The organism is Providencia huaxiensis, from assembly GCF_002843235.3.
Lineage (GTDB): Bacteria > Pseudomonadota > Gammaproteobacteria > Enterobacterales > Enterobacteriaceae > Providencia > Providencia huaxiensis.
Genome location: NZ_CP031123.2, coordinates 2,281,517 through 2,301,262, shown reverse-complemented (window position 1 = coordinate 2,301,262; position 19,746 = coordinate 2,281,517). Strand labels below are relative to the sequence as shown.

Here is a 19,746-nt window from a genome sequence, read left to right as displayed (position 1 = left end):
TGGACGTCCTTAGAAGATAATTTGGTGGAGCTGGCGGGAGTTGAACCCGCGTCCGAAATTTCTACATCCTCGGTACTACATGCTTAGTCTAGTCTTTAAATTCATTTGCCAGCTGCGGACAGACACGCCACCAACAAACTATCCTGATTAAATTTAACGCTTCAACCCCAGGCAAGGCATCCACGCGATCTCTTTTGGGTTTGACCTCTCTTGATCCCCGTCCTAAGAGCGGAGGCTAGGGAGAGAGGGCTCTAAGCAGGTTATTAAGCTGCTAAAGCGTAGTTTTCGTCGTTTGCGACTATTTTTTTGCGGCTTTTTACGAGGCCAACCGCCCCTCGGCATGCACCTTGGGTTTCGCAAATCCCGTCGAATCCAGAATCAGCCCCAAGTTGTTGAGCGCAGTATAACAGAAAAATACTCTATAAAGCTAGAGGTTAGCGATTAGAATGTTTCATTATACGTGCTTTATCGAGTTGCCATTCACGTTCTTTAATGTCAGAACGTTTATCGTGAGATTTTTTACCTCTGGCAACACCAATTTTAACTTTACACCATGCATTTTTCCAGTAGAGGGAGAGTGCAATAACGGTATAACCTTCACGATTAACTTTACCGTAGAGTGTATCTAATTCACGTTGATTTAAAAGTAACTTACGGCTACGAGTTGGGTCGCATACAACATGCGATGATGCAACTGTCAGTGGAGTGAAGTTTGCACCGAATAAATAAGCTTCACCGTCCCTTAAAAGAACGTAGCTATCTCCAATGTTGGCTTTGCCTGCTCGGAGTGATTTAACTTCCCAACCTTGTAGGGATAGACCCGCCTCGAACTCCTCTTCGATAGAATATTCGTGGCGAGCACGCTTGTTCATAGCAATTGTTGCTGAACCGGGTTTATATGGTTTTTTCTTTGTCATAGTGCAATCATTATACTGTAAGCTGAGTTGAAAGAAATCTTTCTAAGCTGATATTTTTTTGATTGTGCAAATCTTGCCCTATGTGGGTTTTGTTTTTTGTTTAACCAATCAAAGGTGGTATTATACGCTCAGTTTTTGGGGATAGGAATTGATATGCCACAGATTAGCCGCTCTGCGTTAGTTCCGTTTAGCGCAGAACAAATGTATAAACTCGTTAATGACGTTATTTCATATCCAAGCTTCTTGCCAGGGTGTGTCGGTAGCCAAATTATTAGTCATAGTTCTGAAGAGATGACCGCCTCTGTTGAGGTGTCAAAAGCAGGCATTAGCAAAACTTTTGTCACAAAAAATGTGCTAGAAGATAACAAGTGCATTCATATGCAACTTGTGGAAGGGCCATTTAGTAAATTAGCGGGTGGTTGGAGATTTATTCCTTTAAGTGCGGATGCTTGTAAAATCGAATTTCACCTTGATTTTGAATTTACAAATAAATTGATAGAGCTTGCATTTGGCAAAGTTTTCAAAGAATTAGCAAATAATATGGTACAAGCTTTCACTTTAAGAGCAAAGGATGTTTACAGTGTCTGAGCTGAACATTGAAGTGACATATGCGCTTCCTGAAAAGCAATTTTTGTTATCAGTTAAAGTTAAAGAAGGTAGCACAATAGAAGAAGCAATACTTGCTTCTGGCATCCTAGCCCTTAGGGATGATATTGACCTTAAAAAAAACAAGATTGGTATTTATAGCCGACCCGCTAAATTGACTGATTTAGTGCAAGATGGGGATCGTGTTGAGATTTATCGACCTTTGATTGCTGATCCAAAAGAATTAAGGCGTAAACGAGCCGAAAAATCTAAAGAAGCTAAAAATAAGTAACTTTATTCTATTGTAGCTAACCGAGCAAAAGCTCGGTTTTTTTATTGAAATTTATTTAGTTAAAATGAGATTAAATAAATCTATAATAAAGGCTCTCATAATAACAACCCGCCTGAATAACTTTTCAAAAGACAGGCTGTTATTATCATACTAGGTGGCCCTAGTGTCTTATGGTTAGTCAGCGGATTTAGTTTCTGATACTTTTGTTTCAGCGGCTTCCATTGATTCCTGCGCGGCAAGATTTTTCTCGTTTTTGATGTCAGTCAGAATGCCATTACGATCAAAGATCAGAGTTAAAGTTTCTTGCTGAACTGGGTCATGACCAAGTTCTTGGCGGAAAACATAATACCAAGTCTGAGTACCAAACGGGTCAGATAACATTGGCGTGCCCAAAGTATAAGCGACTTGTTGCTGTGTCATTCCTTTTTGGATCTTAGCAACATCTTTCGCTGTGAGGTAATTACCTTGGTTAATGTCCGGGTGATAGACAAGACGTTCCATCATTGAACAGCCCGTAGACATTAATGCGAGTGATAGTGCTGCAGCAGTTAACAATTTATAACGCATGGATATCTCATTCCTTTTGGAGTCAGAACATCAATGATAATCGACATTGATACAATTTAAAACCTTCCTTATCGACTCTAAGACCACATAAGCATAAAAAAGTTGTCAAAAATTATGCTGCAAGTAACTCTTTCGCGTTGGCAAGCGTATTTTTTGTTACCTCAGAACCAGCAAGAAGACGCGCAAGTTCTTGTAATCTGGATTTTTTATCCAGTAATTGCATGTGAGTTTCTGTTTCTACACCGTTTGTCTCTTTACTCACATAAAAGTGATGATGGCCGCACCCAGCTACTTGTGGTAAATGTGTCACGCACATCACTTGCGTTGACTCACCTAGTTCACGTAGTAACTTCCCTACAATTGCTGCGGTTGGTCCACTAATACCGACATCGACTTCATCAAATATTAATGCAGGGGTATCCATTTTTTTAGCAGTAATGACTTGGATAGCTAATGCTATACGTGATAATTCACCACCCGATGCAACTTTAGCAAGCGTTTGGTGTGGTTGTCCTGGGTTAGTTGTCACATTGAATTCTACTTTACAGGCACCATCGATTTGTAGTTGTTCAGGTATAAATTTTACATCAATAGTAAATAGGCCATGAGGCATTGAAAGTTGATGCATACTATTGGTAATTAGTGTACTTAACTCTTGGGCATAGTGTAGGCGTACATGGTGTAAGCGTTCTGCACATTCGAGAGCTGTATGATGATTTGCTTGTACTTGTGCATTTAAGACTTCTGCGTCTTCATTCTGATTGGCTATCTGTTCTTGTTCGCTTAGTAATTGCTGAAATAATTCAGGTAAGGCTTCTGGTGTGACATGGTGTTTACGCGCTAAGTTGATTTGTTTGGAGATACGCTTTTCCAGTTCAAACAAGCGATTAGGGTCAAGCTCATATTGGTCACAATAGTGCTTGATTTCATCGCTGACTTCGCTGACTTGTATTGATGCTTCTTCAAGCATATCAAGTAACTCTGAGAATTTAGGATTGAGAGCAACCAAGTCAGTCAATTCATTTTTTGCCATATTTAATAAGCTAATAACATTCGAATCATCATTTTCGGATAGTATTTGCGTTGTTGTTTGTCCAATAGCTAAAAACTGCCCATGATTAGCGAGTTGCTTATATTCTTGGTCTATTTCTTCAAACTCTCCTTGAACAGGGCGGAATTCGTTTAGTTCTTTCAGATGATATTCCAGCAGTTGCTGCCGAGATTCACGCTCTTGCACCTGCTTTTGAAAGACGGCTAATTGTTGGCAGGAATCATGCCATGTTTGCCATGCTTTTTTCATTTGAACCAGTAGTTCTCGCTGGTTGGAATAGGCATCAAGCAAGGATTTTTGATGAGAGCTATCTAGCAAGAGCTGGTGTGCGTGTTGACCATGGATTTGAATCAGCAATGTGCCTAGTTCTCTAAGTTGTGATAAAGGAACTGAAACGCCATTAATAAAGCCACGGGAGCGACCATCTGGAGAGATAGTACGACGTAATAAGCACTCATTTTGGTTATCAAGTTGGTGTTCTGTAAGCCAATTGGCAGCTAATTGTGCATCTACTAAGGAAAAGCGAGCGCAAAGGTCAGCACGTTGTGCACCAGGGCGTACCATATTGGCTTCACCCCGATTTCCTAGACACAGGCCAAGTGCATCAATAGCAATAGACTTACCCGCACCTGTTTCACCGGTTATGGCGGTCATACCATTACGGAAATCAATTTCTAATTCACGTACGATTGCAAAATTATTAATTGTTAGTTGGGTAAGCATCTGCGCTCTCCTGTGAAAATACACACCTGTGTTTTAATACAGTGTATGACTGTTTTTTTATACAGTAAAGAGGCAGAATGAAAAAATTAGAAAGTTTTTTTAGCCCAGCCTAATTTTGAACTTAACGTATTGAAATAATTATAATCTTGTGGGTGAACTAAATTAAGATTTTTATTACTACGTTTAACAATGACTTCCTCGCCATCCTGAATAGGAAGCATGATTTGGCTATCACAGCTGACTTCATAATCAATATTTGTTCGTAAAAATTTCAGCCGAATACTGCTGTCACTGCTAATGACCAGTGGTCTTGAGGATAAGGTATGTGGAAACATGGGCACCAATACAATCGCGTCCAAGTTTGGGGTTAAAATAGGGCCACCTGCGGAAAGAGAATAAGCTGTAGAGCCCGTTGGTGTGGCGATAATCAAGCCATCAGAACGTTGAGAAAAGGCAAATTTTTCATCAATGTAGACCTCGAATTCGATCATATGCGCAACTTTGCCAGGGTGGAGAACAATCTCATTAATTGCGGTGCTTTTACGTGCTTTTTGGTTAGCTTTAATAACTTGTGCTTCGAGCAAAAAACGTCTTTCTTCACGATATTTACCGTCAAGAACACTCGAAAGTTGTTGTAATGCGTTATCAGGGTCTAAATCAGTAAGGAAACCGAGATTACCACGATTTACACCAATAACTTTATTATTATACCGAGATAAAATACGAGCAGCACCAAGCATGTTGCCATCACCGCCAACGACGACAACTAAATCAGCCTGTTGGCCTATTTCAGTTAATGTCCCAGTGTTGGCATTAGTTAATTTTAAATCTTTAGCAACTTGTTTATCGATAATGGCATGATAATTTTTTGAAATTAACCAATGGTATATTAATTCATGAGTTGCCAATGCCTCAGGGTGCCTAGGGTGCCCGACAATGCCTATCGTTTTAAAATGTGTTGGTGGTGTATTATTGTCCTTTCGCATACTTTTTTGGCCTCTGATTGTATGACTTCCCTTGAATCCCTGTATTAGATCCCCATAATACTCTCATATATGGGATTAATGCTAAATACGCGGAGATATTCATGAGTAGTAAAGACCAAAACATGCATGATGAGCAAGCTTCTGAGCAAAATGAATCACAAAAAGTTCAAGTAGAGCAAGAAGTAGACGTTCAACAAGCTGATGAATTACAAGCAGACGAACAAGCGTTAGCCGCGCGTATTGCTGAGCTTGAGCAACAATTAGAGGCTTCACAAAAAACTGAACGTGAAGCAATGTTGCGTGCACACGCCGAAATTGAAAATATTCGTCGCAGGACTGAGCAAGATATCGAGAAAGCACATAAATTTGCATTGGAAAAATTCTCAAATGAATTATTACCAGTGATTGATAACTTAGAACGCGCAATAGATGCTGCAGACCATGAAAGTGAAGAGTCTAAAGCGATGTTAGAAGGGCTAAATTTAACACTGAAAACCTTCTTAGATGCCGTGGCTAAGTTCGGTATTGAGCCTGTAAGTGAAGTGAATGTGCCATTTAATCCTGAAGTTCATCAGGCGATGACGATGATAGAGTCACCTGATCACCAAGCTAATCATGTGATTAATGTGATGCAAAAAGGGTACACGCTAAATAACCGTTTACTCAGACCTGCAATGGTTATTGTGTCTAAGTAATTGATAAAATGGGATGCATAAGTATCCCATTTTTTCTATGTCTACAATCTGAAATTATTCATTAATCACTGGCGCCCAATCAATGGGGGTTTTGCCCTGCTGAGCTAAAATTTCATTTGTTTGTGAAAAATGTCCACATCCTAGAAAACCACGGTGAGCAGAAAGCGGAGAAGGGTGAGGTGCTTTCAGAACATGATGGCGTTTGGTATCAATAATTTTACCTTTTTTCTGGGCATGCGAGCCCCAGAGTAAAAAAATCACACCCTCAGTATTTTCATTAATTGCTTCAATGACTTTATCTGTAAATGTTTCCCAACCTAAATGCGCATGGGAATGGGCATTGCCTTGTTCTACGGTGAGGACGGTATTAAGGAGTAAAACGCCTTGTTGAGCCCAACTGAGCAAGTAACCATGAGCCGGCCTTTGAAATCCATCAATATCCTTTTCGAGCTCTTTATACATATTCACTAATGATGGGGGTGGCTTAATTCCAGGAAGTACGGAAAAAGAGAGACCATGGGCTTGCCCTGGTCCATGATAAGGATCTTGTCCTAGGATAACCACTTTAATATCGGAAAGCTCGGTATACTTAAATGCATTAAAAACGTCGTCTTGAGCAGGGTAGATAACCTTACCATTTTTACGTTGCTCTGCGACATACGCCAATGTTTCTTTGAAATAAGATTTTGATTTTTCAGGGCCAATAACATCGTGCCACGTAATGGAGTTTGACATGAAATATTCCATAACAATGAATTTATGAAGGAACAATTATATGAACCAGTTGATAGCTATAAGCTTACTGGTTCATGAGGGAGAGATAAAGCCCTGATATTGACGATTAATTTAAAAAAAATTGAAATTTTATAAAAATAGTTAAAAAAACAAATTATGAATTTTGATTTAAATCATAAAGTTGAGCTGAGTAAATTAGTTGCTAAGTGGAATAATTGATAAATATCAAAGAAAAAAGGGGTTCTAGCTGGTATAAAATACCTATATACATTGGTTAGACCAAATATCCAATTGCAAGTTTTCATAAGATTAATGGTTAATGTAGCTTCGATTTATTAAGCAAATCGAATGCAATCTAGCTCGAACGTGGAGGTCGACATGATTACAGGTATTCAAATTACAAAAACTGATAATGCAGCATTGTTGAATTCGTTCTGGTTACTCGATGACGAAAAAAATGAAGCTCGTTGTGTTTGTGCGAAAGCCGATTATAACGAAGGGCAAATCGTTGCTAAAGACGAATTAGGTGCTTTTGAGTATCGTGAAGTTCCTTTAGAAATGAAACCAACTGTACGCGTTGAAGGTGGTCAGCACTTAAATGTTAACGTATTGAGCCGTGAAACATTAGAAGATGCAGTCAAAAATCCAGAAAAATATCCACAATTAACAATTCGTGTTTCTGGTTATGCTGTGCGTTTTAATTCATTAACACCAGAACAACAGCGTGATGTTATTACTCGTACTTTCACTGAAAGCTTGTAATAAATATTAAATATAATTACATCTAGTAATGTATATTAAATTCTAAAGCCATTGTTATCAATGGCTTTTTATTTGTTACTAATAAAGTTGATTATTTCCCTCCTTGGTTATTTGTATTTCAATATTCTTCCAACAAATACACTTGTTAGGGAGAATTCATGTTATTATCTACACAACAAACACTATCAAAAAAAGATGAATATGTTTTTGTTAGAGAAAATTTAAATATTTATTTACGGCAAGAACACCAAGAGATTAAACCTTGCATAACAGAACAATGGCCTAAAAATATATTAAGAGAGGATTTTTTAGGAGGGAATGCTCAACAAAACGATTATATTTTAGCTTTACTATCGCAGGGGGCCTATCATAAAGATTGGCGGAATATACAAGGAGTTGAAAGATTAAATAATAAAGAGATTTATGATCTTGGAATTAACGCTGAATTATTAAATGACGATCAAACAGGATTTCAAGCTAATATCTGTCGATTTAATGATTTATATATTCTTTGTTTTGCTGGTACTAATGATATTATCGATTTTTACAGTAATATTCGTCAAGGTCTTGGTTTTTATGAGTTTCAATATTATCAAGCTGTTAACTTGATGAATATTTTATTCAATGCAGTAAATGGAAATACGATTTGCACGGGACATTCATTAGGAGGAGGACTAGCTTCAATTGCGGCGTTAGCGAGTCAATCCCCCTGTATTGCATTCAGTCCTGCAGGGTTGGCAAAAAACACTATTAATAATATTGGGATTGATTATCACATTGCTGAAAAAATGGCACAAGAAGGGTTGATACGCTATTACACGGTGCAATATGACTGGCTCGATAGATTACAAAACTCTTTACCGATCCCTTCTGCATTGGGAAATTGTATTAAAATGGCTTATAGCGAACATAGTTCTTGGAAAGATTGGTTACCGACCCGTTTATTGACAAGAAGTTTTATTGCTCATTCAATGCTTAAAATTATTAGGGTTATGTGCAAGTATAAACCATGGAATAATTGGAATGCAATTACAGGTGAATATAATAAGGTAAAAGAAATACCATTAGAAACGTTTCCAATTAAAGAAGAAAAACAGGAAATGAGTTGGCAAGAGTGTTGTGAAAGTGCAATAAGAAAAGGGAATATAACTGAGTTTTCAGCACTTTTATCATTAGGCCATAAACCTTGTGACATTAATTTTCTGGCTCAACACTCAGTTAGAACGGCTAATGGGCAATTTATGAAAATTTTAATTGAATCCCGATATGGTCAAACAATTAAAATGTTTCAATCAAGAGAACAAAAAAGTATTCTACATTTAGCGGCGCAAAATGGCTGTTTTGTACAATCACAACTTTTATTAAAAAATGGGTTAGCAGTTAATATTAGAGATAATTTTGGGAATACTCCTTTACACGATGCCTTAAATAGCCATGCTCTCGATGTTGCTGCATTATTATTAGAGAATGGGGCTGATTGGCGAATCAAAAATAATAAAGGGTTAGACTGTAAGGATATACTTGGTAACCACATTATTAAATATGATTTATTAACGCCTGAAGGTAAACAAATGCGAGATAAAGCTTTTCAAATGATGAGCTAAATAAAAAACGGGCCTAAACCCGTTTTTAGTGACTAGCTTTTGTCGTTATCTGTTGATACGGAAGGGCTAGCAGGAGTACGACGTTTCCCAATATTTTTCTTGTCGCGATGGCGTACTTTTTCTTTTTTCTTGGCTTGTTCTTCTTTTTTCTTTTCTTTACGCTTAGCAAGTACTTTCTTCGATGGTTTTGGTTTATTTAACATCGCTTCTGAAGGGGCTTTAGTTGTTGGACGTAAAGAATCCACAACACGGATCTTGATAGGCTCTTCAATATAACGAGTAATTTTACCAAATAAAGGGAAATCATGCGCTTCGACTAAGGAAATTGCCGTTCCTTTACGGCCCGCTCGACCAGTACGACCAATACGGTGCAAGTACACATCAGCAGTTCTCGGTAAGTCAAAGTTAAATACATGGCTAACGTTTTCGATATCTAAACCACGAGAAGCCACATCTGTTGCAACGAGTACCTTAACTTGGCCATCAACTAGGCGGCGTACAGCTTCATTGCGTTTAGCTTGTGGCATTTCACCTTCGAGATAGCAAGGCTCGATACCGGCCTCACGTAGCCATTGAACTAATTCGCGTAAACGCTCACGCTTACGTACGAAAACGATGGCTTTGGTGACTTCGTCTTGTTTTAATAAATGGCACAGTAAGGCTGTTTTATGCTCTAGCGTGTCAGCTCGGTAATGAAATTGCTGAATTTTTTTACGTTCACGACGAGAAGGGTCTGCATCAATTTCAATTGGGTCTTCTAATAAGCGCTCAGCAAAATCACGAATCGCTTCGCCTTCAAGAGTGGCAGAAAACAGCATGGTTTGCTTACGCCAGCGTGTTTCACCTGCGATTGTTTCTATGTCATTTGCAAACCCCATGTCGAGCATGCGGTCAGCTTCATCAAGGATCAAAATTTCAACGGCACGGCAGTCAAAGTTTTCTTCCTTAATATATTGGAGTAGACGGCCTGTTGTTGCGACGACAATGTCTTGATTTTCGCTGAAAACTTCAGCGTGATTCATATAAGCAACACCACCCGTGATTGTAGCGATATCTAAGTGATTATGGGCGCATAATTCTTTTGCTTGGTCAGCAACCTGCATGGCTAATTCACGCGTTGGCGTGACAACTAGAACGCGAGGCGGACCTGATTTCTTTCTAGGGAAATCAAGTAAATGTTGGATCGCAGGCAGTAAAAACGCGGCGGTTTTACCTGTTCCTGTCGGGGCTGAACCTAATACATCGCGGCCATCCATTGCAGCAGGAATGGCTGCCGCTTGAATAGCGGTCGGACGTTGATAGCCTTTGTCTGAAAGCGCATCTATTAGGCTTTCATCAAGTTCAAGTTCAGTAAAAGTGGATGCAGTCATGATATACCTCTATTTGGGGCGCTGATTATAAACAGGTTAGCAAAATTGTTCACCTGAAAAAATCAGCTTTGCTCAAGTGTAACTGTTTTCATTACGGACAGGGAGCGATATATCGATACATATGAATGAAATACAGGGAAGATAAATAATTGAAGGAGGAGAAAGCTCCTCCTTCATCATGCTTAGCTAAGTATATTAATTAACCATGTATGATAAGGAATACCAACTAAGTCAATGAGCACCGCGCCACTGAGTGGCACAATCATGAAAGCTTTCATTGATACTTGTTTGTAACGTTCACATACAGAGGACATATTTGCCATTGCATTTGGCGTTGCGCCTAAACCATGCCCCATCAAGCCAGCACACATTACCGCGGCATCGTAGTTTTTGCCTAATAAGCGGAAAATGACAAAGACAACTAATAGAATTAAAATAATGACTTGTGCCAATAATATGGTGAATAGTGGCAAAGCTACAGCTTTTAGTTCCCATATTTTCAGTGACATCATAGCCATAGTTAAAAATAGGCCAAGTGAAACTTCAGAGATAAGGTCAACCGACTTTTGGTTAATACGGAATAATTCTACTTGGTCATTAACATTGCGAATTACGATTGCAATGATCATCGCCCCAACATAGCTGGGTAATGAAAACCCGGTTGCTCTAGTAAATTGCGCTGAAGCGAATTGGCCGATGACCATAATCCCTAGGACGAGCGCCAGCATTTTTAGAAAAGCATGAGCATCGATAGATTCAATTTTCCCTGCGATAGTTTCAGGAACTTGAACTCGCTCAACGTTTTCATCTGCTTTAATCTGCACATTAAATTTCTTAATTAAGAATGTTGCAATAGGGCCACCGAGTAAACTTCCTGTAATTAGGCCAAAAGTTGCCGCGGCAATTGCTGCAACTGTTGCAGACTGCACACCAAGGCCTTCAGCCATTCCACCAAAGGCAGCCGCACCGCCATGGCCCCCAGTAAGTGAAACACCACCAGCCATGATACCAATAACAGGGTCAACACCGAGTAAATGCGCAAGGCCTGCACCAAAGGTGTCTTGGAAGATAACCACAAACCAGCAGATAAACAGGTAGATAAAGAGTAACCGGCCGCCACTTTTTAAGATGCGGAAGCTGCCATCAATACCAATAGTCGTAAAGAAGGCGACCATTAAGAAGGTTTGTAAACTGGTATCAAAGTTGATTTCGGCTAGGTTAAATGATTTAAGCCCCCAAATGATCAAACTAACGAGAAAACCACCAATGACGGGAGAAGGGATACAGAAGCGTTGTAGCCATTCGATGCGTTTTTTTAAGTGGATCCCCATGAGTAGGCAGATCACCGTTAGGAAGAGGGTGGAGAGTGTGTCGAGGTGTAGAATCATATTTTTCCCTTTTTAACTGTTGTCTTTCACGCTACAGCGTTGTTGGCCGCGCTCCGTTACCCTAGTCACATACTTTTGTATGCTCCTAGGGATAACGTCACTTGCCGCCTAGCTGTAACGCGAAATTCAATAGTTAAAAACTATTAAGTCATTGCGCTACAGCGTTGTTGGCCGCGCTCCGTTACCCTAGTCACATACTTTTGTATGCTCCTAGGGATAACGTCACTTGCCGCCTAGCTGTAACGCGAAATTCAATAGTTAAAAACCATTAAGTTATTGCGCTACGGCTAGTTTGATAATCAACTTCAAAGCTATTTTTATTGTGGTGTTTGAAAATTAATTATCTTAACAGCGTGAGAAACAGTGTATTTATCAGTCGAGTTGTTGTGTTGTTTTATTAGAATAAGTATTGGTAAATCAAATAAGCCGCGAGTTTGGCAGTATGGTTGTCAATATCAAATTCAGGGTTGCATTCTGCGATATCAAAAACAGCAATTTTTTGGCTGTGCTTGATAATGGCAAATAGTTCATCAAAAATTTCAGTGGAAATGCCTTTCGGTGCAGGCGCACTCACACCCGGTGCGATAGCTGCAGAAAATACATCTAAATCAACGGTGACATATAAATAGTCTACAGCGTCAATGAAGTTTTTAATTTTTTCAATAGCTTGAGGTAGCTTGGAATAAGCTAACTCTTTATCGCGGATATATTGGCAACCCAATTTATCTGCGGTATCGAATAGGACTTTTGTATTGCCATGATCAGCGATGCCTAAACATAAATACTGGAAAGGACGTTGGTGTTGCTGACACAGCATGGCGGACTGTAAAAATGGGGTGCCAGATGTGGCGACAGGGGCTTCGCGTAAATCAAAATGTGCATCAAAGTTGATAATGCCAATCGTTTTACCTGTTTGATACTGTTCAACATAGTCAAACAAACCTTGGAAGCTTGCAAATGCAACTTCATGACCACCGCCAAGGACAATCGGCTTTTGGTTATCAGTGAGGAGAGCAATAAGTTGGTCAGATAAACAGCGCTGTGCTGCTTCTAAATTGCCATCATCACAGCGGATTGTACCAACGTCTTTGATCGCAAGTGGTTGATGAATAGGCAACCCTGCCAGCTGATGACGAATTGCATCAGGGCCTGCTTTAGCGCCTTGGCGGCCTTTATTGCGTCGGACGCCTTCATCAGAGGCAAAACCAATTAATGCAAATTTGGCGGGTGCATGTTTGTTCATGACTTGGTGGATGCGCAAGTGTTCTTGTGTTTCACCATCTGTGCGCCCTTGCCATTGGAAAGGTTGTGTCATAGTTACTCCAAGTTAATTAGTTTAGTGATGTTATGCGCGGCTTGGCAGGTGTGCGTGATAAATTCATCCACGCGATGTGTAGAACGAAATTCAGGTGCCATAACTGAAACGACGGCTAATACATCATTCCCTTTGAAAATGGGGGCAGAGACACCCAGTACGCCTTCATCGATTTCACTTACAGACATGCCGTAACCTTGTTGGCGTATCTGTTGTAAATCTTGTTGTAGCTTTATTTTTTGTTGTTCAGTGGTTAATTGCTTTGTATGAGCTTCAACCACTTGTTTTTGATAGAGTTCATGGCGAAAAGCTAACAATGTTTTCGCACTGGCGCCTTTAATTAAGGTATTACCACGACCAATAATAAAGGAACAGCGCAGTGCTTGTTCACTCTCAATCATGTCGACACAAATGGTTTCTCGTAGATTTGAGGTGATAATTGCCACGGTTTCTTGGGTTTTTTTCGCTAAAGTTTGTAGCTCTTGTTTAGAGGCGCTCATCAATAAACTGTGGTGATAGTATTTTTCTTGATTTTTGATACTCTGCGAACCGACGCAATATGTACCGTATTGTTTTGCGTGAGATACAAATTCCCAATCTATGAGAATTGTTAGTAACCGATAAACGGTTGATAATGGGATATCTAGCGCTGACGAAATAGACTGTGGTGTCACCGGAGAGGCGCAAGTTGTAATGTAAGACAAGATGTCTAAGGTTCTATTTATACTGTTCATGGCATCTCCTTTTTTTCGAACTTATCAGTAAATTTTTTCCGTCTCAAATATAATTCCCGTAATATGAGAATTATATTGTAGCAAATAGGTTAAATTATCACTTTTATTTGCTTAAAATGAGAATGATCGAATAAGTATTAACCAATTAGAGTGCCTGAATGTGTAAGCAACAAAAGAATTACCGCAAAGGCGGTTTTACGTTTAAACAGTTTTTTGTGGCTCATGACCGATGTGCGATGAAAGTGGGAACGGATGGCGTGCTATTGGGTGCTTGGGCCCCTGTAGAGGGTATCCAGTCTGCTTTAGATATTGGGAGCGGTAGCGGGTTAATCGCGTTGATGCTAGCACAGAGAAATACAATATTACGTGTTGATGCCGTTGAGTTAGATAGTGATGCAGCAGCGCAAGCGCAAGAAAACTTTATTGGGTCACCATGGGCTGAGCGTTTACAGGTTATCAACCAGGGCATTGTAAGTTACAGCCAGTCGTCTCCCGCGCAATATGATTTAATTGTCAGTAACCCACCTTACTTCGAGCCTGCGGTTGCATGTCGAGATGAAAAACGAGACCAAGCAAGATATACATCAACGTTAACACATGATGTTTTACTTGAAAGTGCGAAAGCTTGCCTTGCTGCTCATGGACTATTTTGCTTAGTGCTACCACATGACGCAGGGGAAAAATTACAGAAGATGGCCGAAGATTCTGGCTGGTTTACTGCTTTTCGCGTCAATGTGAGTGATAAAAGGGTAACACCTTATCATCGGATATTGTTAGGTTTACGATTACAGAATATTGAAACTAAGGTGACATCATTAGCGCTCAAGGAAGAAAATGGGGAATATACCGATGAATTTCGTAAACTAATCCAACCATTTTATGTGAAATACTAAATTAGGTAAATACTAAAGCCGGCACTAAGGGCCGGCTAAAGTTTTGGTTATTCAGGCTGTAAAATAGTGGGGCCTGAATTAGGACGTGGCTCTGGGTAATCTAAGGTGTAATGTAACCCACGGCTCTCTTTGCGTTCTAATGCACAACGAACCATTAATTCAGCGACTTGAACTAAGTTACGTAATTCAAGTAAGTTATTTGAAATACGGAAATTTGCATAGTAGTCATGAATTTCTTGCTGTAATAGATGGATGCGACGCAGTGCGCGTTCAAGGCGCTTTGTGGTTCTTACAATCCCCATATAATCCCACATGAATAGACGTAATTCATGCCAGTTATGTTGAATAACAACCTGTTCATCTGAATTATGTACTCTGCTTTCATCCCATTCAGATAAATAGGGGATTTCATCGATCTGTTTGATCGTTTTATTAATGTTTTCTGCCGCAGCCCAGCCGTATACCAAGCATTCTAATAGCGAATTGGAAGCCATACGGTTTGCACCGTGCAAGCCTGTGTAGCTAACTTCGCCAATAGCATAGAGATTCGTGATATCAGTCATACCGGTTTCATCTACAATAACACCACCGCAGGTATAATGGGCTGCAGGAACGATAGGGATAGGCTCTTTGGTCAGGTCTAGCCCTAAAGTCATCAATTTCGCATAAATAGTTGGAAAATGATTTTTAACAAAATCGTTAGGCTTATGGCTGATGTCTAAATACATGCAATCAGCCCCAAGACGCTTCATTTCATGGTCAATAGCACGCGCAACAACATCACGAGGGGCAAGTTCACCACGATCGTCGTGATCAGGCATAAACCGGCTTCCATCAGGGCGCTTGAGGTAAGCCCCTTCACCACGTAATGCTTCAGTTAATAAAAAATTACGTGCTTGTGGGTGAAACAAACAAGTCGGATGGAATTGATTAAATTCAAGGTTAGCAACACGGCAGCCAGCTCGCCATGCCATTGCGATGCCATCACCAGAAGAAATATCTGGGTTTGTGGTATATTGATAAACTTTAGCCGCTCCACCTGTGGCGAGAACAATCGTTTTCGCTCGAATGGTTTCAACTTGTTCTTTTTGGCGGTTCCATACGTAAGCGCCTAGAATTCGTGGTGATTCAACCTCATTAGAAAGGATAAGGTCGACGGCATTATAACGTTCTTTAATATGAATATTTGGATGGGCAAAAGCGAGGTCGACTAAGGTGGTTTCAACTTCTTTTCCTGTCGCATCTGCATGATGTAGGATCCGACGATGGCTGTGACCACCTTCACGTGTTAAATGATACTGTGTTTCACCGTTCTCGGTAATTTCAGTATCGAATAAAACACCTTGGTCTATAAGCCATTGAACACAATGTTTCGCATTGGAGGCAATAAACTCAACCGCTTCTTTCTGGCAGATACCAGCACCCGCAATTAGCGTGTCTTCTACATGAGATTCGATGCTGTCAGTGTCATCAAAAACAGCGGCAATACCGCCTTGTGCGTAATAAGATGCCCCTTCACTGAGGCTACTTTTACTGAGAATGGTCACTTGATGAAAAGGGGCGAGCCGTAAGGCAGCTGAAAGTCCTGCGACACCACTCCCAATGATTAAAATATCAGTGTAATGCTGTGTGGATCCGTTCATAAGTGTTTGCATGTATATAATAGTATGTATTGAGTTTTTTATGTTAGCCTATCGAGTGCCCTATTGCTATTAGTGGATATCTGTTAAGACACAGTATATTGACCTAGCGCTATTTACGTATTCAAATGGTTTTACTGTGATAGCTATCGCATTCGTATTTAAAATCTGTATGCTGTCATATGAGTCTGCAAGATTATTATAGGCAGTTGTTTTAATAAGGATCTTTAAGATCATCTAAGTAATTTTTTTATCAGTTTTGTAAATTTTTGACTATTTTTTTAGATTAAATTGAACTTCAACGAATTCTACTACTCAAAGTAGTGCTTGCTTTAGGAAGGGAGAACATGATCAAGTTAACATATTATCGGCCTGAATTCGGGAGATATTTCCTGGAATGAGCGAGCAACTGACCGACCAGATTTTGGTTGAAAAGGTACAGAAAGGCGATCAACAAGCTTTCAACTTATTGGTGATAAAATATCAGCATAAAGTCGCGAGCCTAGTATCCCGCTATGTACCGCAAGCAGATGTGCCTGACGTTGCGCAGGAGTCATTTATAAAAGCCTATCGTGCCATTGGTTCGTTTCGTGGTGACAGCGCGTTTTATACTTGGCTTTATCGGATTGCGGTAAATACAGCTAAAAATTATTTAGTTGCCCAAGATAGACGCCCACCTGCGTCGGACTTGGAAGCGAGTGATGCAGAAAACTTTGAAACCGCAGGTGCCTTAAAAGAAATTTCGAACCCAGAGAACTTAATGTTGTCTGATGAATTAAAGAAAGTTGTTTTCCGAACCATCGAATCGCTGCCTGAAGATCTTAGAATGGCAATTACGCTTCGCGAGTTAGATGGGTTGAGCTACGAAGAAATCGCAGAAATAATGGATTGCCCAGTTGGCACCGTACGTTCTCGAATTTTTAGGGCAAGGGAAGCAATTGACAATAAAGTTCAGCCACTGATTCAACAATATTGATATGTTAAGTCAGTCAATTAAATATAATTGTGATGCAATTAACTGAAGGTAATTGGGCATGCAAAGAGAGAAACTTTCCGCAATGATGGATGGCGAAGTACTAGACTTAGAACTGGTCAACGCTATTTCACGTGATTCAACGTTAAAACAACGTTGGGAGAGCTATCATCTTATTCGTGATACTCTGCGTAACGATACTAGTGAAGTCATGCACTTTGATATTGCAAGTAAAGTTGCGGCAGCATTAGAGAATGAAGCTGTGCGTATTAATCCTCAGGTAGTTGTCGAATCGCAGCCAGAACCTGCGACTTGGGGGGCTTTCCCATTCTGGGGCAAAATTCGTCCTTGGGCGAGCCAGTTAACTCAAATTGGTGTTGCAGCTTGTGTATCTTTGGCCGTGATTGTTGGTGTTCAACAATATAACCAAAGTAGTGCTGTTGACTCTCCTGTTGACGAGCCAATGTTCAACACGATCCCTGTTGGTAGTGGGGCGCCAGTTAGCTTGAATATCTCAGATAACCAATTATTTGGTAATGAACAGCAAATTCAACAAGTTGAACAGCAAAATCAACGCATTAATGCGATGCTTCAACAATATGAAATTGAAAGACGCTCGATGCTTAACCAGCAATATCAAGAGTCTGCACAACCTGCGTCTTCAGCAGGAGTTAAATTGCAATAATGAACAAATGGTTATCCGTCATCTGCCTGACGGGCAGCCTGATTATTTCTAATCAAGCTTCGGCATCTGAACTAGATGCCGATGTTCTTTTTAAAGAAATGGGAAATGCTGCCCAGAACCTTTCTTATGAAATGTCTTATATGACATTCAGTCCGCAATCAATAACACCAGTACGTTACCGCCACGCAATCATTAATGGTGAGCCTGTTTCACAAATGATCCAAATGGACTCATCGCGTCGTGAAATTGTTCAGAAAGGCAATAGTATCAGTTACTTTGAACCTGGTTTTGATGCATTTAGCTTAAGTGGTAAATATATAGTTGATAATTTACCATCAGTAGTTTTTGCCAATTATCAACAGATTAAACCTTATTATAATTTTATTGATGCTGGGCGTACCCACATTGGCGATAGGCCAGCATTAGTAATTCGCATAATATCGAAAGACAATTCTCGGTTTAACTATGTAGTATTGATCGACGAAGAAACGAAATTGCCATTACGTATCGACCTTCTCGATAATAATAGCCAAACATTAGAACAATTTCGTGTGATCTCGACGGTGCTAGATAGCCAAACAGTTAAGGATTCATTACTTGCGTTAAGTAAGGTAAATATGCCGCCATTATTGATTTCCCCTAAAAATGGAAATCCTTCCTTTAAGTGGCAAGTTGGCATGTTACCACCTGGTTTTGAAGAAATATCCCGCTCTTCGCGAAAATTAGCTGAAGATGACGTGGTAGAAACCGCAATGTTTAGTGATGGTTTATTTACCTTTTCTGTAAATGTGACAAAATCGACTAAAGGCCCGTTACTTGACCAACCGCTTCAAAATGGGCGTCGGACTATTTACACCATGACGCAAAAGCAAAATGTCATCACTATCATCGGTGAATTACCGTTAGCAACAGCACAAGTGGTCGCTGGTAGTATTCAGTTTCGGGAGTAAATTATGGTAAAAGAGTGGGCAACAGTAGTCCGTTGGCAAAACGGTAGGGCTTTATTGCGCTATGGTTCTTCGTCCGGGTGTGGCAGTTGTGGTGCTCGTAAAACCTGTGGTTCTTATGCTTTAAGCAAAATAGGGCCAAATACGGAACATGAATTAGAAATTGCGATTGAACAACCGTTAGTTGAAGGACAAAAAATTGAAGTCGGTATTCCTGAAGGAAGTTTGATTCGTTCAGCGCTATTAGTTTATCTAACGCCTATTTTGGGGTTATTTATTTTTGCTGGCTTAGCGCAGGCGTTTGATTTTGAACAGTTCTGGATAGCGATTTCAGGTGTAATTGGTGGTATTATTGGTTTTTATGTCGCGCGTAGACTTGCATCAAATTGGCGTGATGATGAAGCTTTTCAACCCGTCGTTTTACAGATTGGGTTACCTCCAAACGAGCTTTCAGTGCAAATTAATTGCTAAATTTCAATATGTTGAGTTAGAAGGTTAATTTGATATTATCAATAGAAGGGGAACATATGTTTCCCTTTTTTGTGGATGAGAGTTAGTTAGCAGGCAAATAGTATTATGACAGATATAGTATTATGACAAATCAAGTCATTAACATATTTTGTCAGTTTTGAGTTAGAAATTACAATAGATTGATTATGGCTATAAAAGTGGTTGATGTGGGTCGTATTAATGATGAATTACGGCAACTAACCTATTAACCTGATGCAGGTTTACAGTTGTTTTACATTGAATCTTTGTGTTAGCGGGTTCTTATATGTAAAATGCAGCTAATTAACAATCTTGTGATAATCATAGCATTTTAGTTTTGTTGCGATATTTGCACAAAACTGATTTTGTAAGGCAATTTAAAAGAAGATATTACC

At 39.8% G+C, this 19,746-nt stretch carries 20 protein-coding genes and 1 other RNA gene; 10 read left to right on the top strand and 11 right to left on the bottom strand.

Annotated features, from left to right (window positions below; all coding sequences use genetic code 11):
* Positions 1–22 precede the first annotated feature (22 nt).
* Together ssrA and smpB are read right to left on the bottom strand one after the other, a co-directional pair.
* Positions 23–386, bottom strand: a transfer-messenger RNA (tmRNA) gene (gene ssrA / locus CYG50_RS12390).
* A 48-nt stretch (positions 387–434) separates the two neighbouring features.
* Positions 435–917: an SsrA-binding protein SmpB gene (gene smpB / locus CYG50_RS12385; protein ID WP_004265004.1), complete on the bottom strand. Its 483-nt coding sequence runs from the start codon at positions 915–917 to the stop codon at positions 435–437.
* Between the two features lie 153 nt (positions 918–1,070).
* Between smpB and CYG50_RS12380 the strand changes: the two genes are divergently transcribed.
* Both CYG50_RS12380 and CYG50_RS12375 read left to right on the top strand, forming a co-directional pair.
* Entirely contained in the window at positions 1,071–1,505 is a 435-nt protein-coding gene (locus tag CYG50_RS12380) for a type II toxin-antitoxin system RatA family toxin (protein WP_202981462.1), read from the top strand.
* On the top strand, positions 1,498–1,794 hold the full coding sequence (locus CYG50_RS12375) for an RnfH family protein (RefSeq protein WP_102137793.1): 297 nt from the start codon (positions 1,498–1,500) through the stop codon (positions 1,792–1,794). The genes CYG50_RS12380 and CYG50_RS12375 overlap by 8 nt, the downstream gene beginning before the upstream one ends.
* Before the next feature lie 174 nt (positions 1,795–1,968).
* Here CYG50_RS12375 and bamE read toward each other — a convergent pair whose 3' ends face one another.
* The 3 genes from bamE to nadK all read right to left on the bottom strand — a co-directional run bounded on the left by bamE (position 1,969) and on the right by nadK (position 5,121).
* Positions 1,969–2,361, bottom strand: a complete 393-nt coding sequence (gene bamE, locus CYG50_RS12370) for an outer membrane protein assembly factor BamE (protein WP_102137492.1) — start codon at positions 2,359–2,361, stop codon at positions 1,969–1,971.
* Between the two features lie 112 nt (positions 2,362–2,473).
* Complete coding sequence (gene recN, locus CYG50_RS12365; RefSeq protein WP_102137493.1) at positions 2,474–4,135, bottom strand: DNA repair protein RecN; 1,662 nt, start codon at positions 4,133–4,135, stop codon at positions 2,474–2,476.
* Positions 4,136–4,221: 86 nt separating this feature from the next.
* Positions 4,222–5,121, bottom strand: a complete 900-nt coding sequence (gene nadK, locus CYG50_RS12360) for an NAD(+) kinase (RefSeq protein WP_102137494.1) — start codon at positions 5,119–5,121, stop codon at positions 4,222–4,224.
* A gap of 101 nt (positions 5,122–5,222) precedes the next feature.
* Between nadK and grpE the strand changes: the two genes are divergently transcribed.
* Positions 5,223–5,816 (top strand): nucleotide exchange factor GrpE, encoded by a 594-nt coding sequence (gene grpE / locus CYG50_RS12355; RefSeq protein WP_102137495.1) that lies wholly within the window; start codon positions 5,223–5,225, stop codon positions 5,814–5,816.
* Positions 5,817–5,870: 54 nt separating this feature from the next.
* On the opposite strand, the gene ung is transcribed toward grpE, so the two are convergent.
* Positions 5,871–6,551: a uracil-DNA glycosylase gene (gene ung, locus CYG50_RS12350; RefSeq protein ID WP_102137496.1), complete on the bottom strand. Its 681-nt coding sequence runs from the start codon at positions 6,549–6,551 to the stop codon at positions 5,871–5,873.
* A 378-nt stretch (positions 6,552–6,929) separates the two neighbouring features.
* On the opposite strand from ung, the gene grcA reads away from it, so the two are divergent.
* Positions 6,930–7,313, top strand: coding sequence for an autonomous glycyl radical cofactor GrcA (gene grcA / locus CYG50_RS12345; RefSeq protein WP_004912835.1), 384 nt, complete (start codon positions 6,930–6,932; stop codon positions 7,311–7,313).
* A gap of 158 nt (positions 7,314–7,471) precedes the next feature.
* On the top strand, positions 7,472–8,917 hold the full coding sequence (locus tag CYG50_RS12340; RefSeq protein WP_102137497.1) for a Tle-like phospholipase domain-containing protein: 1,446 nt from the start codon (positions 7,472–7,474) through the stop codon (positions 8,915–8,917).
* 32 nt (positions 8,918–8,949) lie between these two features.
* Here the strand turns inward: CYG50_RS12340 and srmB are convergent, their stop codons facing one another.
* The 4 genes from srmB to CYG50_RS12320 form a co-directional block, all read right to left on the bottom strand.
* Positions 8,950–10,287, bottom strand: a complete 1,338-nt coding sequence (srmB, locus tag CYG50_RS12335) for an ATP-dependent RNA helicase SrmB (RefSeq protein ID WP_102137498.1) — start codon at positions 10,285–10,287, stop codon at positions 8,950–8,952.
* A gap of 182 nt (positions 10,288–10,469) precedes the next feature.
* On the bottom strand, positions 10,470–11,675 hold the full coding sequence (gene gltS, locus CYG50_RS12330) for a sodium/glutamate symporter (RefSeq protein WP_102137499.1): 1,206 nt from the start codon (positions 11,673–11,675) through the stop codon (positions 10,470–10,472).
* A 397-nt stretch (positions 11,676–12,072) separates the two neighbouring features.
* Positions 12,073–12,990, bottom strand: a complete 918-nt coding sequence (gene hutG / locus CYG50_RS12325) for a formimidoylglutamase (RefSeq protein WP_102137500.1) — start codon at positions 12,988–12,990, stop codon at positions 12,073–12,075.
* A 2-nt stretch (positions 12,991–12,992) separates the two neighbouring features.
* Complete coding sequence (locus CYG50_RS12320; RefSeq protein ID WP_102137501.1) at positions 12,993–13,724, bottom strand: IclR family transcriptional regulator; 732 nt, start codon at positions 13,722–13,724, stop codon at positions 12,993–12,995.
* A 158-nt stretch (positions 13,725–13,882) separates the two neighbouring features.
* Between CYG50_RS12320 and trmN the strand changes: the two genes are divergently transcribed.
* Entirely contained in the window at positions 13,883–14,617 is a 735-nt protein-coding gene (trmN, locus tag CYG50_RS12315) for a tRNA(1)(Val) (adenine(37)-N(6))-methyltransferase TrmN (protein ID WP_102137502.1), read from the top strand.
* A 47-nt stretch (positions 14,618–14,664) separates the two neighbouring features.
* Here the strand turns inward: trmN and nadB are convergent, their stop codons facing one another.
* Positions 14,665–16,260 (bottom strand): L-aspartate oxidase, encoded by a 1,596-nt coding sequence (gene nadB / locus CYG50_RS12310; protein ID WP_168222854.1) that lies wholly within the window; start codon positions 16,258–16,260, stop codon positions 14,665–14,667.
* A gap of 394 nt (positions 16,261–16,654) precedes the next feature.
* Between nadB and rpoE the strand changes: the two genes are divergently transcribed.
* The 4 genes from rpoE to rseC are packed head-to-tail and all read left to right on the top strand — an operon-like array spanning position 16,655 to position 19,333.
* Positions 16,655–17,233, top strand: a complete 579-nt coding sequence (gene rpoE / locus CYG50_RS12305) for an RNA polymerase sigma factor RpoE (RefSeq protein ID WP_004264984.1) — start codon at positions 16,655–16,657, stop codon at positions 17,231–17,233.
* 58 nt (positions 17,234–17,291) lie between these two features.
* Positions 17,292–17,915, top strand: coding sequence for an anti-sigma-E factor RseA (gene rseA, locus CYG50_RS12300; protein ID WP_102137504.1), 624 nt, complete (start codon positions 17,292–17,294; stop codon positions 17,913–17,915).
* Positions 17,915–18,865: a sigma-E factor regulatory protein RseB gene (gene rseB, locus CYG50_RS12295; protein ID WP_102137505.1), complete on the top strand. Its 951-nt coding sequence runs from the start codon at positions 17,915–17,917 to the stop codon at positions 18,863–18,865. Before rseA ends, rseB begins: the two co-directional genes overlap by 1 nt.
* A gap of 3 nt (positions 18,866–18,868) precedes the next feature.
* Positions 18,869–19,333: a SoxR-reducing system protein RseC gene (gene rseC, locus CYG50_RS12290; protein WP_102137506.1), complete on the top strand. Its 465-nt coding sequence runs from the start codon at positions 18,869–18,871 to the stop codon at positions 19,331–19,333.
* The last annotated feature ends 413 nt before the right edge of the window (positions 19,334–19,746 follow it).